9 protein-coding genes are annotated in these 16,621 nt (G+C 72.5%); 3 read left to right on the forward strand and 6 right to left on the reverse strand.

Features of this window, described 5'->3' with window-relative positions:
* Positions 1-190: 190 nt before the first annotated feature.
* The 3 genes from AC27IY_RS23230 (at position 191) to holA (ending at position 5,395) form a co-directional block, all read left to right on the forward strand.
* Positions 191-1,258, forward strand: a complete 1,068-nt coding sequence (locus tag AC27IY_RS23230) for a ComEA family DNA-binding protein (RefSeq protein ID WP_487179149.1) — start codon at positions 191-193, stop codon at positions 1,256-1,258.
* Between the two features lie 883 nt (positions 1,259-2,141).
* Entirely contained in the window at positions 2,142-4,199 is a 2,058-nt protein-coding gene (locus tag AC27IY_RS23235; protein ID WP_487179150.1) for a ComEC/Rec2 family competence protein, read from the forward strand.
* A gap of 224 nt (positions 4,200-4,423) precedes the next feature.
* On the forward strand, positions 4,424-5,395 hold the full coding sequence (gene holA, locus AC27IY_RS23240) for a DNA polymerase III subunit delta (RefSeq protein WP_487179151.1): 972 nt from the start codon (positions 4,424-4,426) through the stop codon (positions 5,393-5,395).
* 518 nt (positions 5,396-5,913) lie between these two features.
* On the opposite strand, the gene AC27IY_RS23245 is transcribed toward holA, so the two are convergent.
* The 6 genes from AC27IY_RS23245 to rpsT all read right to left on the reverse strand — a co-directional run bounded on the left by AC27IY_RS23245 (position 5,914) and on the right by rpsT (position 16,107).
* On the reverse strand, positions 5,914-8,277 hold the full coding sequence (locus AC27IY_RS23245) for an ExeM/NucH family extracellular endonuclease (protein ID WP_487179152.1): 2,364 nt from the start codon (positions 8,275-8,277) through the stop codon (positions 5,914-5,916).
* 81 nt (positions 8,278-8,358) lie between these two features.
* On the reverse strand, positions 8,359-9,063 hold the full coding sequence (locus AC27IY_RS23250; RefSeq protein WP_329582946.1) for an ABC transporter ATP-binding protein: 705 nt from the start codon (positions 9,061-9,063) through the stop codon (positions 8,359-8,361).
* Positions 9,053-9,982: an ABC transporter ATP-binding protein gene (locus AC27IY_RS23255; protein WP_371251149.1), complete on the reverse strand. Its 930-nt coding sequence runs from the start codon at positions 9,980-9,982 to the stop codon at positions 9,053-9,055. Before AC27IY_RS23255 ends, AC27IY_RS23250 begins: the two co-directional genes overlap by 11 nt.
* Positions 9,983-10,007: 25 nt before the next feature.
* Positions 10,008-12,593: an FtsX-like permease family protein gene (locus tag AC27IY_RS23260; RefSeq protein WP_487179153.1), complete on the reverse strand. Its 2,586-nt coding sequence runs from the start codon at positions 12,591-12,593 to the stop codon at positions 10,008-10,010.
* A complete protein-coding gene (locus AC27IY_RS23265; RefSeq protein WP_487179154.1) occupies positions 12,590-15,640 on the reverse strand; it encodes an FtsX-like permease family protein in 3,051 nt (1,016 codons plus the stop codon). Before AC27IY_RS23265 ends, AC27IY_RS23260 begins: the two co-directional genes overlap by 4 nt.
* A 197-nt stretch (positions 15,641-15,837) precedes the next feature.
* Positions 15,838-16,107, reverse strand: coding sequence for a 30S ribosomal protein S20 (gene rpsT, locus AC27IY_RS23270; protein WP_344204897.1), 270 nt, complete (start codon positions 16,105-16,107; stop codon positions 15,838-15,840).
* Positions 16,108-16,621: the final 514 nt, after the last annotated feature.

The raw sequence follows: 16,621 nt of genomic DNA on the forward strand, positions 1-16,621 counted from the left end.
GCAGCGCCGCTATCCACAGGCTCTACGCCCATCGTCACCGCTATCCCCAGAACCCCGTTCGGCCCTTCGCCTCGTCCGCAACCGCCCTACTGTCTCTGCCGTGCGAACTCCCGATCCGACCACAGAGCGGGCCATAGCCGAATCCCGGCTACGGTCGCTCATCAACCCTCCACGCCGCCCCCGCCGTCTCTTGCCCTACCGTCGCACGCCCAGCCACGCCCCGCACAAGCTCACAACCCTCACCACCCGAGGCCAGGAGCTCGCCAAGAACCGCATACCCGGCACTCACCGCCACCAGGACAGTGCACCCCTCCACCCCACCGACCCATCTCCCCCCTTCCGCCGTTCCCGCGACGGCACCGCCACTCTTGACAGCACTCCCTACGCCGCCATCCCGAACCCCGGCACTTTCCTCCCCACCCACGACCCTGACGCCTTCCTCGCCATCCGCGACGCCGACCCCTTCTACTCCGGCCCTGAACTCACGAGCCCCCAGGACCACGACCTCACCTCAGAAGCCGCCGGATCCCCACCTGTCACCGACGACTTCGACCAGCACGCCTTCCCTTCGCCGGACAGCGGCCACCAGCCCTTCGAACCACCGCCGCGCCATCCCGACACCGCCGCCGCCCCCATCTCTCCCTCCTTCCAGGCATTCCGCGCCGCCCTGACCTCCCGGGCCCCAACCCTCGATCCCGGCAGGCCGGGCCTCCGCGTGCTGCTCGCCATCGGAGCAGTCGCGGTAGCGGCCGCCGTCTACTTCGTCTGGCAATCACAGCCAACCCCGCAACCGCTGCCGCCCCCCACCCCAACCGCCCTCGTGACACCCACCGCCGCCGCCACGATCAGATTGACCGTCCATGTCACCGGCAAGGTCCGCAAACCAGGCGTCTATCTCCTCCCCGCAGGCACCCGAGTGGCAGACGCAGTGACAGCCGCCGGCGGCCCCTCCCGTACCAGCGCGACGGGCTCCCTCAACCTCGCCAGACGCCTGATCGACGGCGAGCAGATCGTCGTAGGAGCCCCAGGAACATCCGCTGCCGTCCCCGGGGCGAGCCCGGCGGACGCCGTCCTCGACCTGAACACCGCGACCCCCGACCAGCTCGAACAACTCCCAGGCGTCGGAGAAGTCCTCGCCGCCCGCATCGCCGAGTTCCGCGACTCCCACGGCGGCTTCACCAGCGTCGAGCAACTACGCGAGGTCTCCGGCATAGGCCCGCGCAAGTACGCGGAGATCAAGCCGAAGGTCCGCATCTGACATGACCAGGCGCAAAGGCCCTCCGCCAAGCTCACAGCCACCAGGTGCGCAGCCAACCGCGCCCCGACGAACCGAGTCCGATCCCCACCCAACCGCCATCAGCACGGCAGCAGCATCAGTACACAAGCCCACGTCACAACAGGACTCACCGAACGCCTCCAACGGCGAGCACGCACCGGACAGCGAGCACAAGCCCTCCTGGCCCCTCATGCTGCCTGCCCTGGCCGCCTGGGCCAGCGCCTTGGTTCTCCTGAGCTGCTCCGCCACCGTGGGCATGCTCGTCGCTGCCATCGCAGCCGTGGCCGCCGGAACAACCGCCTGGCACACCCGCCGCCGCCCCCGCTGGGGGAATCAGGACGCCACACGCCCCTCCACGCCCCGACAACCGCAAGCAGGCCAAGCGGGGATAGATGCCACTACCGAGCAGCGCAGATGGCGCAACATCGTCCTAGCCTCACTGATCGCCGCAGCCGCGTCCTCAGCCTCTGTCGCACTCCGAGTACACGCCCTCACCACCGGACCAGTAGCCGATCTGGCGGCCAGGAACGCGAGCATCACCGCCCAGATCGCGATCACCGACGATCCGAGACGCAGACCCCAGCACCACTACCAAGGCCCACAACAGATCATCCAGGACAGGTACGTCGTCCCGGCCACCCTGAAGACCATCCAGTCGCACGCCACCACGACCACCGGCCACCAGTCAGTCAACGTCCCCATCACCGTCTTCGCCAGCGGCCGCACATGGGGTGCCCTGCTGCCGAGCCAGCAGGTTGAGGTCACCGGCCGCCTCGCCAGACCCACCCCTGGCGACCAGGAGGCGGCGATCCTCCTCGTACGCGGACCACCACGCGTACTGACAGCCCCGTCACCCCTCCAAACCGTGGCCGGCAGTCTGCGAGCGGGCCTGCGTACCGCCGCCGACGCGTTGCCTCCGGACCAGCGCGGTCTCCTGCCCGGCCTCGTGGTGGGCGACGTCTCCCGCATGGACCCCCAGGTGTCGGCCGACCTCAAGGAGACCGGCCTGAACCACTTGAACGCGGTGAGCGGCGCCAACCTCGCCATCGTCGCGGGCGCTACGCTCGCGCTGTCCCGCCTGCTCAGGCTCTCCCTCACCACGAGAGCCGGCTTCGCCGCCCTTGCCATGCTCTGCTTCGCCGTGGTGGCACGTCCCTCGCCGAGCGTCCTGCGAGCGCTCCTCATGGGGTTGGCCGCCTGCGTAGCCCTGGCCACGGGCCGCGCCAAGGACGGATTCGCGGCGCTCTCGGCGACCGTTCTGCTGTTGACGCTGTTCGCTCCCGAGCTGGCCCGCTCCTACGGCTTCGCCCTGTCGGTGGCGGCCACCGCCGGCATCCTGCTCATCGCCCCACGCTGGCGCGACCGCTGGTCACGGACGACCGCGAACAAGGAAGACGCCGCCGAGCACCCGGATGCGCGACCGGGAGGCGGCCGTCTCCTGCTGCCGCGCTGGCTGGCGGAGGCGGTGGCCGTGCCTGCGGCGGCGCAGGTGGCCGTGACGCCTGTCCTCGTGCTGATGTCGGGTCAGGTGACGCCCGTGGCGTTGCTCGCGAACCTGCTCGTCGCCCCGGCGGTGGCGCCGGCGACGTTGCTGGGGTTCGGGGCGGCGCTCGTCGCGCCGCTCTGGCCGGACGCCGCCGCGCTGCTGGTCATCCCCGCCGGGTACGCCGTCGGCTGGATCATCACGGTCGCCGGTTGGGCCGTCGATCTGCCATTCGCCACGGTCCCGTGGCCGAGCGGGCTCGTGGGACTCGGCCTGCTGGCTGTCACCGTGGCCGTGGTGATGATCGTGCTTCGCCGCCGGGCTTGGCGCGTGCTGGCGTTGACCCTCGCGGGAACGGCGCTGGTGGCGGTGCTGGTCGTCCGCCCGCTCGTGGGGTCATGGCCGCCGGACCAATGGCTCATGATCATGTGCGACGTGGGCCAGGGCGACGGCATGGTGATCGCGGCCGGAGCCGGGCAGGGCGTGGTGGTGGACACCGGACCAGACCCGGTCCTCATGGACAAATGCCTGCGAAGAGCCGGCATCAAGCACGTACCGCTGCTTGTGCTCACTCACCCGCACGCCGACCACGTCAACGGTCTACCTGGGGTGTTGAGGAACCGGCGAGTCGGGGCGGTGGTCGTCAGCTCCCGTCCTACGAATCCGCAGGCGAGCACCCGCATCTCGGCCGACCTGGCACGCCGCCGCATCCCCGAATGGGCGGTGGCGCCGGGGACCGGTTGGCGGTTCGGGCCGTCGGAGGTGAGCGTCATCGCGCCCGAGGCCGGCGGCGGCCCTGCGCACGGGCAGGGGGAGGGAAGCACGATCAACAACGCGAGCGTGGTGCTGTGGGTCCGCTGGCGGGCGGGGTCGATGCTTTTCGGCGGCGACCTGGAGACCGAGGCCCAGGACGAGCTGTTACGCCGGCATCCCGTACGCGCCGACATCCTCAAGACGCCCCACCACGGGTCGAACCGTCAGTCACCGGCCTTCCTCGCCTCGCTGGGAGCACGGGCGGCACTGATCAGCGTGGGAGCCGACAACGATTACGGCCACCCTGCCCCGTCCACGCTCGCTTTGTTGCAACGCATCGGTGCCACGCCCTACCGGACTGACCGATCAGGCGACCTGGCCGTGGTGGAGCGCGACGGCGGCCTGGCGATCGTGGCGCGGGGTGATCCCAGGGCACCGAAGGCGTACGGCCCACGCCGCGGCGACCGCGGCGACCATGGGGACCATGGGGACCACGGGGACCACGGCGGCTACGGGGACCACGGGGACCACGGGGACCACGGCGGCTACGGGGACCACGGGGACCACGGCGGCCACGAGCATCAGGGAGAAAGGCTGCTTGGGGATGAGCTGGGGCACAGCCGCGCCTTGAGGAGACGGCTCGCCTTCCGACGCACACGCCTTCGAGGAACAATTGGCCTCGACTAGCTGGTGATCGCCGAGTCCTCGCGGATGAGATTGCAGAAGACGCAAGCCGTGATCGCGAGTCTGGCAGAGGGCTGTCGGCATGGGTGGCACGTCTGCGGCGGATCTCTCAGCGGCGCTTGTGCCGGCCGCCTCGCCCGGACGGCTCGCTTCGACTGCCATGTGAGGGGCGTGGGGTGTGGGGTTCGAGTACCGGGTTGTCGGCGGTGCATGGCATGCTGCCTGGCATGGCGGCAACCGATCCAGCACCTGTGACCCTGGTCCTCGGCGATGAGGAACTGCTGGCCGAGCGGGCGGTGAGTGGCGTGGTCGCGGCGGCGCGGGCCGTCGATCCGAGTGCCGAGGTGCACGACCTCGTCGGTGGCAAGGTGACGACGGGGGAGCTGACCCAGCTGACCTCGCCGTCGTTGTTCGGGGATCGGTCGGTGGTGGTGATCCGGAACGCGCAGGATCTGCCCAAGGACGTGATCACGGAGATGGTGACGTACGCCAAGCAGCCGTCCGACGACACCGTGCTCGTGCTGGCGCACCCCGGCGGGGTCAAGGGGAAGGCGCTGGTCGACGGGGTGAAGAAGGCCAAGGCCGCGGTGATCACGGTCAACAAGGTCACCAAGGCGGGCGAGCGCCTGGACTTCATCAAGGGGGAGTTCAAGCGGGTGGGGCGAGGGATCGCGCCGGACGCGGCGCAGGCGCTGCTCGACGCGGTGGGCAATGACCTGCGGGAGCTGGCGGCCGCGTGCAGCCAGCTGGCGTTCGACACCGATGACAAGACGATCGGTACGGCTTCCGTGGCCCGCTATCACAAGGGGCGGGCGGAGGTCAGCGGGTTCAACGTGGCCGACTCGGCTATCGAGGGGCGGCTGGCGGAGGCGCTGGAGCAGCTTCGGTGGGCGCTCGGCACGGGAGTGGCGCCAGTGCTGCTGGTGAGCGCGCTGGCCAACGGGTTGCGTTCGCTGGCCAAGGTCGCCGGGGCGCCGCGCAACGCGCGGGGGGCGCAGCTCGCCGGTCAGCTCGGCATGCCGCCCTGGAAGGTGGACCGGGTGAAGCGGCAGCTCAACGGGTGGGGGCCGGACGGGTTGTCGAGGGCCATCCAGGCGGTGGCCGACGCGGATGAGCAGGTCAAGGGCGGGGGAGCGGATCCGGCGTACGCGCTGGAACACACGGTGCAGGTCATCGTGGCGAGCCGCACTGGTAGGTGAGCGCATGGAGCGCCACCGGCAGGTGGCTGGATGGGCCCGCGCCGGTAGGTGAGCATATGGAGCTGTGCCGGCAGGTGGCTGGATGGCGGCGCATCGGCGGGTGAGCGGATGGGGCCGTACCGGTAGGTGGCTGGATGGGCCCGCGCCGGTAGGTGAGCGGATGGAGCTGTGCCGGCAGGTGGCTGGATGGTGGCGGACCGGCGGGTGAGCGGATGGAGCCGTACCGGCAGGTGGCTGGATGGCGGCGGACCGGCGGGTGATTGCAGCGAGCCGCGACTGTAGGTGACCTTCGGTGCTGCTGTCGTCGTTGCCGCTGCGGCCGCTGCTTCTTCCGCCGTTGCCGTTACCGCTGCCGTCGCTGGCGCTGCTGTAGGTTCTGTGGCCTCGTCGGCTGTGGCTGATGCTGCTGGAGTGTGGGCCGGGCGGGTGGGGAGTTGTTTGCGTGGCCCAGCCGGGGAGCCCCTTTGCGCCGGAGAGGGTAGTCGGCGCAAAGGGGCGGCAGGTGGACAGGCCTCAGGTCAGAGGCGTAGGCCCACCAGGAGCGGGTCGTGGTCGGAGGAGCGGAACGGGTCGGGGGCGTACAGGTAGGGCGGGTTGAACTCGGTGTTGTAGTCCATGAACCGGCCCTCGTCGGCGTTGATGTGCCAGATCGTGGCGCCGGTCACGAGCTTGCGTGCCCCCTTGTCGGCGAGCACGTGGTCGAGCTCGCCGGACAGGCCCTCGAAGACGTAGCTGTAGCGGTCGTCCTTCTTGACGTGCTTCTTGCTCAGGCTGGTGAGCCCGGCGTCCTCGAGGACGTGGATCGGGTCCTCCTCGCCGTAGGCGTTGAGGTCGCCGAGGACGAGCGCGTTCGGCAGCCGCAGGTCGTCGATCAGGGCCAGCACCGCCTGGGCCTGCTTGACGCGCTTGGCGTTGTAGCAGCTCTGCCCGTCGCCCTGGTCGGCGTCGGCGCCGCTCGCGGTCTCGTCGCCGTCGGTGCAGCCCTTGGACTTGAAGTGGTTCACCAGCACGGTGAACGTCTTGCCCTTGCCATTGGCGGGCCCGAAGGTCTGCGCGAGCGGCGGGCGGTTGAAGATCGGGTCGGCCGAGGACCGGGCCGCGCCGATCGGGGTCACCTTGCCCGGCTTGTAGATCAGCGCGGTCTGGATGAGGTCGGTGCCCGGGTTCGGGTGGGTGATGCCCTTGTAGGTGCCCGCGCCGGCCTTGGCGTTGAGGGCGTCGACCAGGGCGTTCAGCGCCACGTCGCCGTTGCGCTCGACCTCCATCAGGCCGGCCACGTCCGGGTCGAGCGTGGTGATGGTGGCGACCAGCTTGGCGAGCTGGCGGTCCCGCTCGGCGGCGTTGGTCGCGCCACGGGAGCCGAGCGTGGTGAACCAGTTGAGGGTGTTGAGGCTCGCCACCCGTACGTCGCCGCCGACCTTCTCGGGGCGGGCGGGGCGCGGGTTCTCGGCGGTGAAGACGACGGGCTTGGTCGGCTGCACGCGGTAGCGGTCGAAGCCGTAGCTGAGGACGCCGGTCAGGTCCTCGACCTCGTCGCCGAGCCGTACGCTCGCCGCGCCCTCGGTGTGGTACGGCAGCGTCGCCGGGTTCTGCGCGTTGGAGCCGTCGTCCAGCAGGATCGTACGCCGCGCGTCCTTCGCGGGGTCCACGCCCTTGCGGTCGGTCGGCTGCCACAGCCGCTCGTCCTCGGCGAGGGTGATCTCACCGAACCGGCCGAGGTTGTAGACCTCGGAGGCGGCGAGGTCGTCGGGGAAGGTCACGAGCATGTTCTCGTACCGTTCGAAGGTGACGTCCTTGGGGAGCGGCAGCTTCACCTTGACGGGCTTGACCGTGCCGGTGCCGCAGACGTTCACCGACGTGACCGGCGAGAGCTCGGTGAGGCCGTTGAACTCGACGGCCTTGCCGGAGACGAGGACCCGGTCGCCGGGCTTGACCGGCGAGGACGAGAAGGCGAACAGGCCCTCGGAGGTCGCCGGGTCGGCGTCCGGGGTGAGGGACTGCAGGTAGAAGCCGCCGAGCCCGCCGGAGCCCTGGAAGGAGCCGGTGACGACGCCTTCCACCCGTACGTTCTGCCCGGCGAGCGGGCTGGTCTCGCCGTTGCCCTGCACCTGGGAGATCGGGTGCGTGGCCGGGGTGTCGCAGGTCTCGGAAGGAGTGGAGGTCGGCGTCACCGTGGGCGTAGCCGTGGGAGTCACTGTGGGGGAGGGGGACGGGTCGGCGCCGCAGGGGGCCGGGGCGGTGGCGGAGTTGCGCGGCGCGGGGGCCGCGGACTCGAAGTCGGCGCCGTTGTCGTCGGTGTCGGCGCAGCCGCCGCTCCTGCGGAAGGCGGCGGTCGCGTTGGTGAGCGCGGGAGCCGGGGCGCCTTCGGAGAAGTTCGCGCTGCCGTACCCGACCAGGTCGGCGAGCAGCGCGAGCTGCTCGTCGGAGCAGGGCGCGGTGGAGCCGTTGCAGGCCAGGCCGGAGGCGGAGCGGACCAGCGCGACCTTGCCCGCGCTGCCGCTCATGTTGATCGAGCCGGTGCTGTCGGGCTGGGGGAGCGCGCCGCTCGGGGTGGTGCCCGCCGCGAGCTGCACCAGGTGGTACTGGCCGGGGGCGAGGGTGCCGGAGAGCGCGGCCGTGTTGGCGGCGAAGTTCCCGGTGCCGGTGGCGCTGGTGTACTGCACCGACCAGCCGTCCAGCGGCACGGGGGCGGCGCTGCGGTTGAACAGCTCCACGTAGTCGTTGGTGAAGGGGGCGCCGGAGTTGCCGCCTCCGCCGTAGACCTGGCTGATGACCACGTTCGCGGGAGCCGCGGACGCGGAGGTTGCGGGCAGGGCGGCGAACGTGGCGGCGAGGGCGCCGGCCGCTAAGAGGATCACCGGGACCCGGGACTTTGCATGCATGTCGGCGAGCGTAAACCGACAAACCACCAGAACCCTATGTAAAGAGTAGACGAGCCGTGAACTTTCGGACGTAAGCCTCGATCAGCCGGCCGGCGCGGCCAGGTCGGCCTCGTGGACGACGCCGTCGCTGATCTCCAGGACCCGGTCCGCCAGCGTGATCAGGCTGGGATCGTGGGTGGCGACCAGCGCCGTGACGCCCTCGCTGCGCACGAGCGCCCGCAGCAGCTCCATGATCTGCCGCCCCGTCTGCGAGTCGAGCTGCCCCGTCGGCTCGTCGGCCACGAGGAGGCGGGGCCGGTTCGCCAGGGACCTGGCGATCGCCACCCGCTGCCGCTGGCCGCCGGACAGCTCGAACGGCCGCTGGTTGGCGTGCTGCTCCAGGCCCACCAGGGCGAGCAGCATCCGGACGCGGGCCTCGCGCTCCTCGACCGGCATCCGGGCCAGCCGCATCGGCACCCCCACGTTCTCGGCCGCCGACAGCACAGGGATCAGCCCGAACGACTGGAACACGAAGCCGACCACGTCCCTGCGCAGCTCCAGCAGCGCGTCCTCGGACATCGCCGTGACGTCCTGGCCGGAGATCAGCACCCGGCCCGCGTCCGGCCGGTCCAGGCCGCCGATCTGGTTGAGCAGGGTGGTCTTGCCGGAGCCGGAGCGGCCGCGTACGGCGACCAGCTCCCCGGGGCGCACGACGAACGACACCTCCCGCAGCGCCACGACCTCCTTGGGGCCGCTGCGGTAGACCTTGCGCAGCCCCTCCACCACGACCAACGGTTCATCGCTCATCAGAGGGCTCCTCCCGTGCGGGCCACACGCCGATGTGGTCGCTCTCCAGCTCGAGGCGCACCCGGCGCTCCATGTTCAGGGCGTTCATGAAGTCGCGGGGGAGCTGCAGCCGCCCCACGCGGTCGAGCACGGCGTACTCCTCGGCGACGATCTCGCCCTCGGCGCCCTCGCGGCGCAGCGTCTCGCTGCTGGTACGCCCGTCGCGGATGCCGATCGTCCGGTCCACCTGCCCGGCCACCATGGGATCGTGGGTGACGATGACGACGGTCACGCCGAGCTGCCGGTTCGCGGTGCGCAGCGCGTCGAAGACCTGCCCCGAGGTCTCGCTGTCGAGCTCGCCCGTGGGCTCGTCGGCGAGGATGAGCTGCGGGGAGTTGGCCAGGGCGACGGCGATGGCCACCCGCTGCTGCTCGCCGCCCGACATCTCGGGGATCTTCCGCCCGGCGCAGGAGGCCACGCCGAGCAGCTCCAGCAGCTCCATCGCCCGGCCGCGATCCTTGCGCGGCACGCCGGCGAGCTTCATCGGCAGCTCGACGTTCTCCTTGGCGTTCAGGTAGGGCAGCAGGTTGCGGGCCGTCTGCTGCCAGATGAACCCGACCACCGACCGCCGGTAACGCAGCCGGTCCTTGGGCGTCATGGACAGCAGGTCCATGCCCGCCACCCTGGCCACCCCGGCGGTCGGCACGTCGAGCCCGGACAGCACGTTGAGCAGCGTCGACTTGCCCGATCCCGACGCGCCGACGATGGCGACCAGCTCGCCTTCGTCGATCACCAGGTCGAGTCCCTGCAACGCGACGACCTCGACGCCTTCGGTCTTGTAGATGCGGACGAGGTTGTCGCAGACGATGTGCGCGTCGCCGCCGAAGGCCGCCTTCCCGCGCGTGGCCTTGGCCTCCAGCTCGGACAGGGTGGGATTCATCGTGAGTCCTCCGGCAGGAACGCGTTCATGAGAGGTCTCCCGCGCGCAGCGCGGCGCCGAGGCCGCGCCGCCGGTCGAGCGCGGTGTGCGCGTACGCGCCGAGCACCGCGACCAGGGCCAGCCCGGCCGCCAGCGCGCCCGGCGTGAGCAGGTCGGGGGAGTAGCCGCCGACGGGCAGGTCCCCGGCGTACGCGGACAGGTCGACGCCGGGGCCGAGCGCGGCCGGCAGCGCCAGCCCCAGCCCGAACCCGACGAGCGCCGTCACCAGCACCATCGGCAGCACCTCCAGCATGGTGAGCCGCTGCGCCTGCCGGTCCGACAGCCCGAGCGTACGCAGGAACGCCACCGCCCTGGCCCGGTCGGCGGCCCCCACGACCAGAGACAGGATCACCGCCACCAGCGCGTAGAGCGCCAGCGCCGCGGTCACCACGACCAGCGTCGTGAGGACCGCGCCGGTGAGCGGATCGCCCTGGATGGCGGCCAGCGCCCCCTCCTGGGACTCGACGGCGGCCGACGGGACCAGCCGCGCCAGCTCGCCCGGCGCGACGTCGCCCTTGATCAGCAGCGTGTTGACGGCCGGCCGGGTCAACGTGTCCAGGGGCAGGACGAGGAACTTCCCGGTGCGGTAGAAGCCGGGCACCGCGTCGACGACGCCGGCCACCCTGGCCTTGATCCGCGACTGCCAGCCGACGTCGAGCGTCCCGCGCTCCCGCAGCTCGGGCGAGACCAGCGCGGACGGGCCGCCGGGCAGCTCGGGCAGGTCGATGGGCGCCCCGGCGAGCAGCCGCCGCCACTGGGCGACGTCCACGGCGATGGCCTCGGCGCGTTCGCTGGTGTAGCCGAGCTGCACCCGCGCGGTCTGGGCGGTCACCACCTGTTCGACGCCGGGCGTCGCGCGGATCCTGTCGATCGTCGCGGCCGGGATCTCGATCGTCGAGGTGATCCTGATGGGCGCGCCCACCTGCTGCCAGGACGCCAGCCGCTGCGTACCGGTGATGCCGTCCGAGATCACCGCGGCGAACACCGACACGGACAGCGCGGGCAGCAGGATCAGCACCGGCAGCCCGCCGGCCGCGCGGGCCCGCGCCGCCCTGGTCAGCCCCAGGAACGGCACCGCCGTCCGCCCGCGCGCGGCGAGCCGGACGAGCAGCCGCAGTGGGTACGGGTAGCACCGCACCGTGACCAGCGCCGCCGCCAGCGTCAGCGCGATCGGCACCAGCAGCAGGAACGGATCCAGCCCCGCCTGCGCCGACAGTCCGCGCGCCCGCAGCAGGTAGGCCCCCGTCAGCGCGAGCACCACGACCAGCGCCTCCACCGTGATCCGCCGCGCCGTCGGCCGGGCCGCGGCCACGTCGTCGCGCCGCTCGTGCAGCGGCGTCCGGTGCGCGAGCGCCACCCGCGCCGCCCCGAACCCGACGCCCGCCACCAGCACGAACGCCGGTCCGAGATGCGCGAGCGGCAGCACGGGGCCGGGGACGAGGAAGGCGAGGGCGTACCCGGCCAGCGCGGCGGGGACGACCGCCGCCGCGGTGAGCGCCGCGCCCGTCCCGGCCACCTGCCGCAGCGAGCCGCCACGGGCGCGGGCGAGCGCGAGCGCCCGGTCCAGGCGGTCGGTGAGCAGCCGTACGCCGAGCACGATCACGCCGAGCGCGACCGCGAGCAGCCCGGCGAGCAGCAGGTACATGACGGTCTGCGCGGTGGCCAGCGCCGCCGTGAAGTCGCCGAGCACCTTGGGCAGCCCGGTCTCCAGCCGGTAGGGGGCGGACGTCGTGGCCTGGAGGGTCAGCACCCGTTCGAGCTCGGCGACCCCCGCCTCGACGCCGGGCACGGCCAGCGCGCTCGCGGCCCGCCCGTTCAGCGGCAGCACCCAGCGGTAGGTCAGGTTGCGGGACTCGCCGCTCAGCGCGGCGAGGCCGGCGTCCGGGATGAGGGTCGTGGTGTGGAGCTCGAAGTCCAGCTTGCCGGGCGGCTGCAGCTTGGTGACGTGCAGGATGTCGGTGTTGTGGGTCCAGTAGCGGTCGGCGGGGTCCTTGGCGCGGAAGACGCCGACGATGCGCACGGCCGCGAAGTCGCTCTCGCCGAGCGTCCGGGTGTCGCCGAGGCGGAGGTTCATCTGGCCGAGGGCCTCCTCGACGACCCCCACCTCGAACAACGGGATCTGCTGCCCCTGGAAGCGCGTGGTGGAGGGCGCGCCGGGCGCGCGGCCCGCCACCCAGTCCACCCGCCGGTCGGCGTCGGACAGCCAGCCCAGGTTGATGTAGGTGTTCCCGCCGGTCCCGGTGACGGGCGTGAGGGTGGTCTTGGCGCTCATGTGCCCGTCGGGGGCGACCAGCGGGCGCAGCGTGGCGGGCAGCAGCGCCCGCAGGCGCCGCTCGCGCTCGGCGAAGGCGGCGGGCTCGTGCAGGTCGTCGCGGGGGGAGCGGGACTCGCCCGCGACGGTCAGGTCCGTACGCACCGCGGGCGCGTCGGTCAGCGCGCGTTGCAGCGCCCGGTCGAAGGCCGCCTGCGTGGCCCGGGGCAGCCCCGAGACCAGCAGGCAGGCGAGCGCGGTCAGCACGAAGAGCACGATCAGCGCGCCCGCGTGCGCCCGGGCCAGCAGCGGGATCCTCACCGGTCCTCCAGGATCTGCCCGCGCCGCAGGCGCCGCGCCAGCCCGGCGACGATGGCGAACAGCACCGCCGCCACCAGCGCCAGCATCAGGCCCGTGGCGCCCCACGGGATCTCCAGCAGCACGCCCGGCGTGACGGCCGACGCCTGCCCGGTCAGCACGATGTGCGGCACCACCAGCGCTCCGACGGCCACGGCGAGCCCCGTACCGGCGACCAGCGACAGCCCGACGACGAACGCCTGCTCGACCGCCAGCAGCCCGAACATCTGCCGCGCGCTCGTGCCGAGCGCCCGCAGCACCGCGAACTCGGCCCGCCGCTCGCGCGCCGCGACGGCCGCGTTCACCAGGAAGCCGAGCCCGGCGAACACCAGCGCCGCACCGAAGCCCAGCATCAGCGCCCCCTGGAGCCCGCTCGCGAGAGGGTCGTCGCGCAGCCTCGCCGCGAGCTCGCGCTCGTCGACGACGCTGACGTCCCAGCCGGGCTGCTCGCGCAGCGCGGCGCGGGCGGGCGCGGGGTCGGCGGCGGCCAGCCACCACTCGGTGGCCGGTCTCGGCGGCTGCGCCGCGCCCAGCTCGTACGCCTGCAACGTCCCCCAGTCCACCAGCAGCGCCTGCTGCCCGGCCACGGCCGTCGGCATGCTGTCCACCACGCCCACCACGGTCACCTGGAGCACCCGCCGGTCGATGCTGACCGGTCCGGTCTGCCCGGCGTCCAGCTTGAGCGCGGCGGCGAGGTTCGCGGTGAGCACCACCGGCAGCGGCCCGGGGGCGGCGCCGGGCCCGTACACCGCGGCGGCCGGCCGGTCGGCCGCCGTCACCGACAGCGCGGCGGCGGGCACCTCGCGGCCGTCGGCGCTGATCCCGGTCACCTTCACCGTGGCCTCCGCGCGGGACGCGCCCGCGATCAGGCCGCGCAGCGTCAGCGGATAGCTGATCTTCCCTGACCGCCCGGCCAGCTCCTTCAGGTCGAGCTCCACCTGGTTGTCACCGGTACGCAGCGGGCCGAGCGGCAGGTCCCGCCACACGCCGAGCGCGTCGGAGAGCACCAGCCTGGCCGGCAGCGCGGCGTCCGCCTCGGCCCGTACGGTCAGCGTGGCCGGCTCGCCGGGCAGCGCCAGCCCGCCCGCCCGACTCCCCGCGAGGGCGCGGGACAACTGCGCGACGCTCTGCTCCGACAGGTCGGCCCGCAGGTGGAACAGCTCGCCGAGCCGGGCCGCGTCCAGGCCGAGCAGCAGCGCGCTCTCGCCGCTGACCTCGCTCTGTCCCCGGAAGGCGGGGGAGTGGGCGGTGACGCCGGGCAGCGCGGTGAACGCCGTGCCGCGCCCGAGCGCGCCCAGCTCCGGCCCGTCCGGCGGCCCGGACAGCCGCAGGTCCGCCCCCGCCTGGTGCCGGGCCTGGTCGAGCTGCGAAGCGCGCCAGGTCGCCGCCGTGGCCAGGGAGACCACGCCGATGGCGATCGCCATGGTCAGCAGCAGCGCCGGCCCCGCGTACGTGAGCGGCCGCCGGCTCACCTGCCAGGCCCCCAGCGCGGGGGCCAGCGTCCGCCGCCGGGCGGTGAGCCGCGCCGCCAGCCTCGACACCCGCGGCACCAGCCGCAGGCCCAGCATGCCGCCGGTGAGCAGGGCCAACGCGGGCCCGGAGATGATCAGCGGGTCGATGCCGAGCCCGCCGCCGGCCGTCGTGGTGACCGGCGCGCCGTAGCGGCGCAGCTGCCAGATCGCGAGCCCGGCCACCGCCAGCAGCGCGAGGTCCGCGCCCGCCCGCTCGACCAGCCCGCGCCCGCCGCCGCGCCCGCGCGCCGACTGCTCCTCCACGTACGTGCGCCGCGCCCCCGCCAGCGCCGGCAGCGCCAGCAGCACGGCCGCGGCCAGCGCCACCGCCGAGGAGACCAGGAACGTGCCGAGATCGGGAGACGGCGCGAGCCGCACGCCCGTGGACCTGATCCACGGCAGCTCGCCGACCAGCGCCAGCAGCGGCGGCCCGAGGAACGGCGCGACGATCGCGCAGGGCAGCGCCACCAGCAGCGCCTCGCCCCCGGCCAGCGCGGCCAGCCGCCCGGTGCCCGCCCCGCGCGAGCGCAGCAGCGCCACCTCCATGCGCCGGTGCTCGGCCAGCAGCCGGGCGGTGAGCATCAGCGCGTACGCGGCCAGCAACAGCAGCTGCAGCACCGGGATCAGCATCGTCGAGCGCGCCACCAGGGACGCCGTGTCGAGCTGGGTGAGGATCTCGGGCAGCCGCCCCGACGCCACGCAGCTCGGGCAGCCGCCCTCCTTGAGCCGCTCGCCCACCTGGCCGAGCGCCGCCGCCAGCGGGCGCAGCCGCTCGGGCGTGAGCGCGCCGAGGTCGGGCTCGGCGGTCCAGGTGGCGTTGACGCTGGTGGCGAAGCGGGCCAGGAAGGTCTCGCGGGGGATCATCAGCGGGCCGTACGTGGTGAAGTCGCCGCGCTCGACACCCCGCGTGAGCAGCGGCTCGTTCGCCCAGCGCTCGCCCGCGGGGTCGGTGAGCTGGAAGACGCCCACCACGCGCACGGTGACCGGGCGCGGGTCGAGCCGGCCCTTCGTGGTGAACTCGCGGCCCACCTCCAGGCCGGCGGCGGAGGCGGCGGGCAGCGACAGCGCCGCCTCGACGGCCGGGCCGCCGGGCCGCGGCCAGCTCCCCGAGACGAGCCTGGCGTGCCGGTCGAGCCCGTCGTAGCTGCCGAACCTGAGCAGCTCGGGCTGCGGCTCGCCGTCCTGGCCCGGCATCACGTAGGAGTCGGAGCGGAAGCTGGTGCCGATCGCCGGGGCGGCGCCGTAGGCGCGGGTGAGCTCGTCGCGGACCGCGCGGTCGTACCTGGGGAAGGTCTCGGCGGTGACGGGCGCGCTGATGACGGCGGCGGTCTGGCGGAACGAGGCGGTCTCCATCGTCCGGCGGACGCCCGCGTCGGCGATGGAGGAGGCGTACATCGTCAGCGCCACCAGCGTGGTGGTGGCCAGCAGGATCGCCCCGAACGCGGCCAGCAGGAGCAGCGGCTCGCTGAACGCCCGCTTGACGACCAGCGGCCCCCGCATCCGATCCCCCTCTTGTCCGTTGAGTGCACCTTCGGGGAGGGGCCGGACGCAATCAAGGTGATCTCTGGAACGGTGACTCACCCGATACGGCGGTGTGATATCGAAACCGTGACGAAACCGTGGAGAAAACGAGAACGCCGCCCCCTGGGGGAGCGGCGTCCGCAATGACAGGCCCGGCGTGCCGCCGGGCCTTGGCCTTACTTGGCGGCCAGCGCGGCGGCCTGCTTGGCGATGGCCGACTTGCGGTTGGCGGCCTGGTTCTTGTGGATGACGCCCTTGCTGACAGCCTTGTCGAGCTGGCGGGCGGCGGCCTGCTGCAGCGCGGCGGCCTGTGCCGCGTCGCCCTGCTCGGCGGCCTCGCGGAACTTGCGGACGGCCGTCTTCAGAGAGGACTTGACCGCCTTGTTGCGCAGACGAGCCTTCTCGTTCTGCTTGTTGCGCTTGATCTGGGACTTGATGTTCGCCACGAAGAAGCCTCGGTGAAAGTCTGAGTGATGGATGGGGCGCGCGGGCTCGAGAGAGGGCGCGCCACACACGCAGTTGAACAGATTACCAATAACCCAGGCGGCTCCTCAAATCAACAGCCTGGGCGAATGGGCTGTCACGAGTCTACGGCCATCCAGCCGGTCATCGGATACCTCCGAGGGAACCCCCGCCTCCAGGCGGGGGAGGAATCGGACTCTGCGGAGCAGGGCAGGAGCAGGCGATCCGCCGCCAGGCGGACCGCCGTCGAAACGCCGCACGACACCGCACGGTTCGGTATTGTGTTCGACGGTGGCGACAACTAAGCCACCTGCCGAATGATCAGAAACACCCTCGCCGCCGGGCTGGCGGAGAGCTGAAACGCCTGTGGAGCTGGTGTAAGACCTCAAGGGAAGTCCTTCCTGGCGGGCGACCGGCAGTGAAGCAGGAACCCTCACGGGTGACCGTGGGAATCCCCCTCGTTTACGAGGGGGAGGATGTCAAGTACTCCCGCCAGTC

The sequence above is a fragment of the Nonomuraea sp. B208 genome (assembly GCF_057536035.1).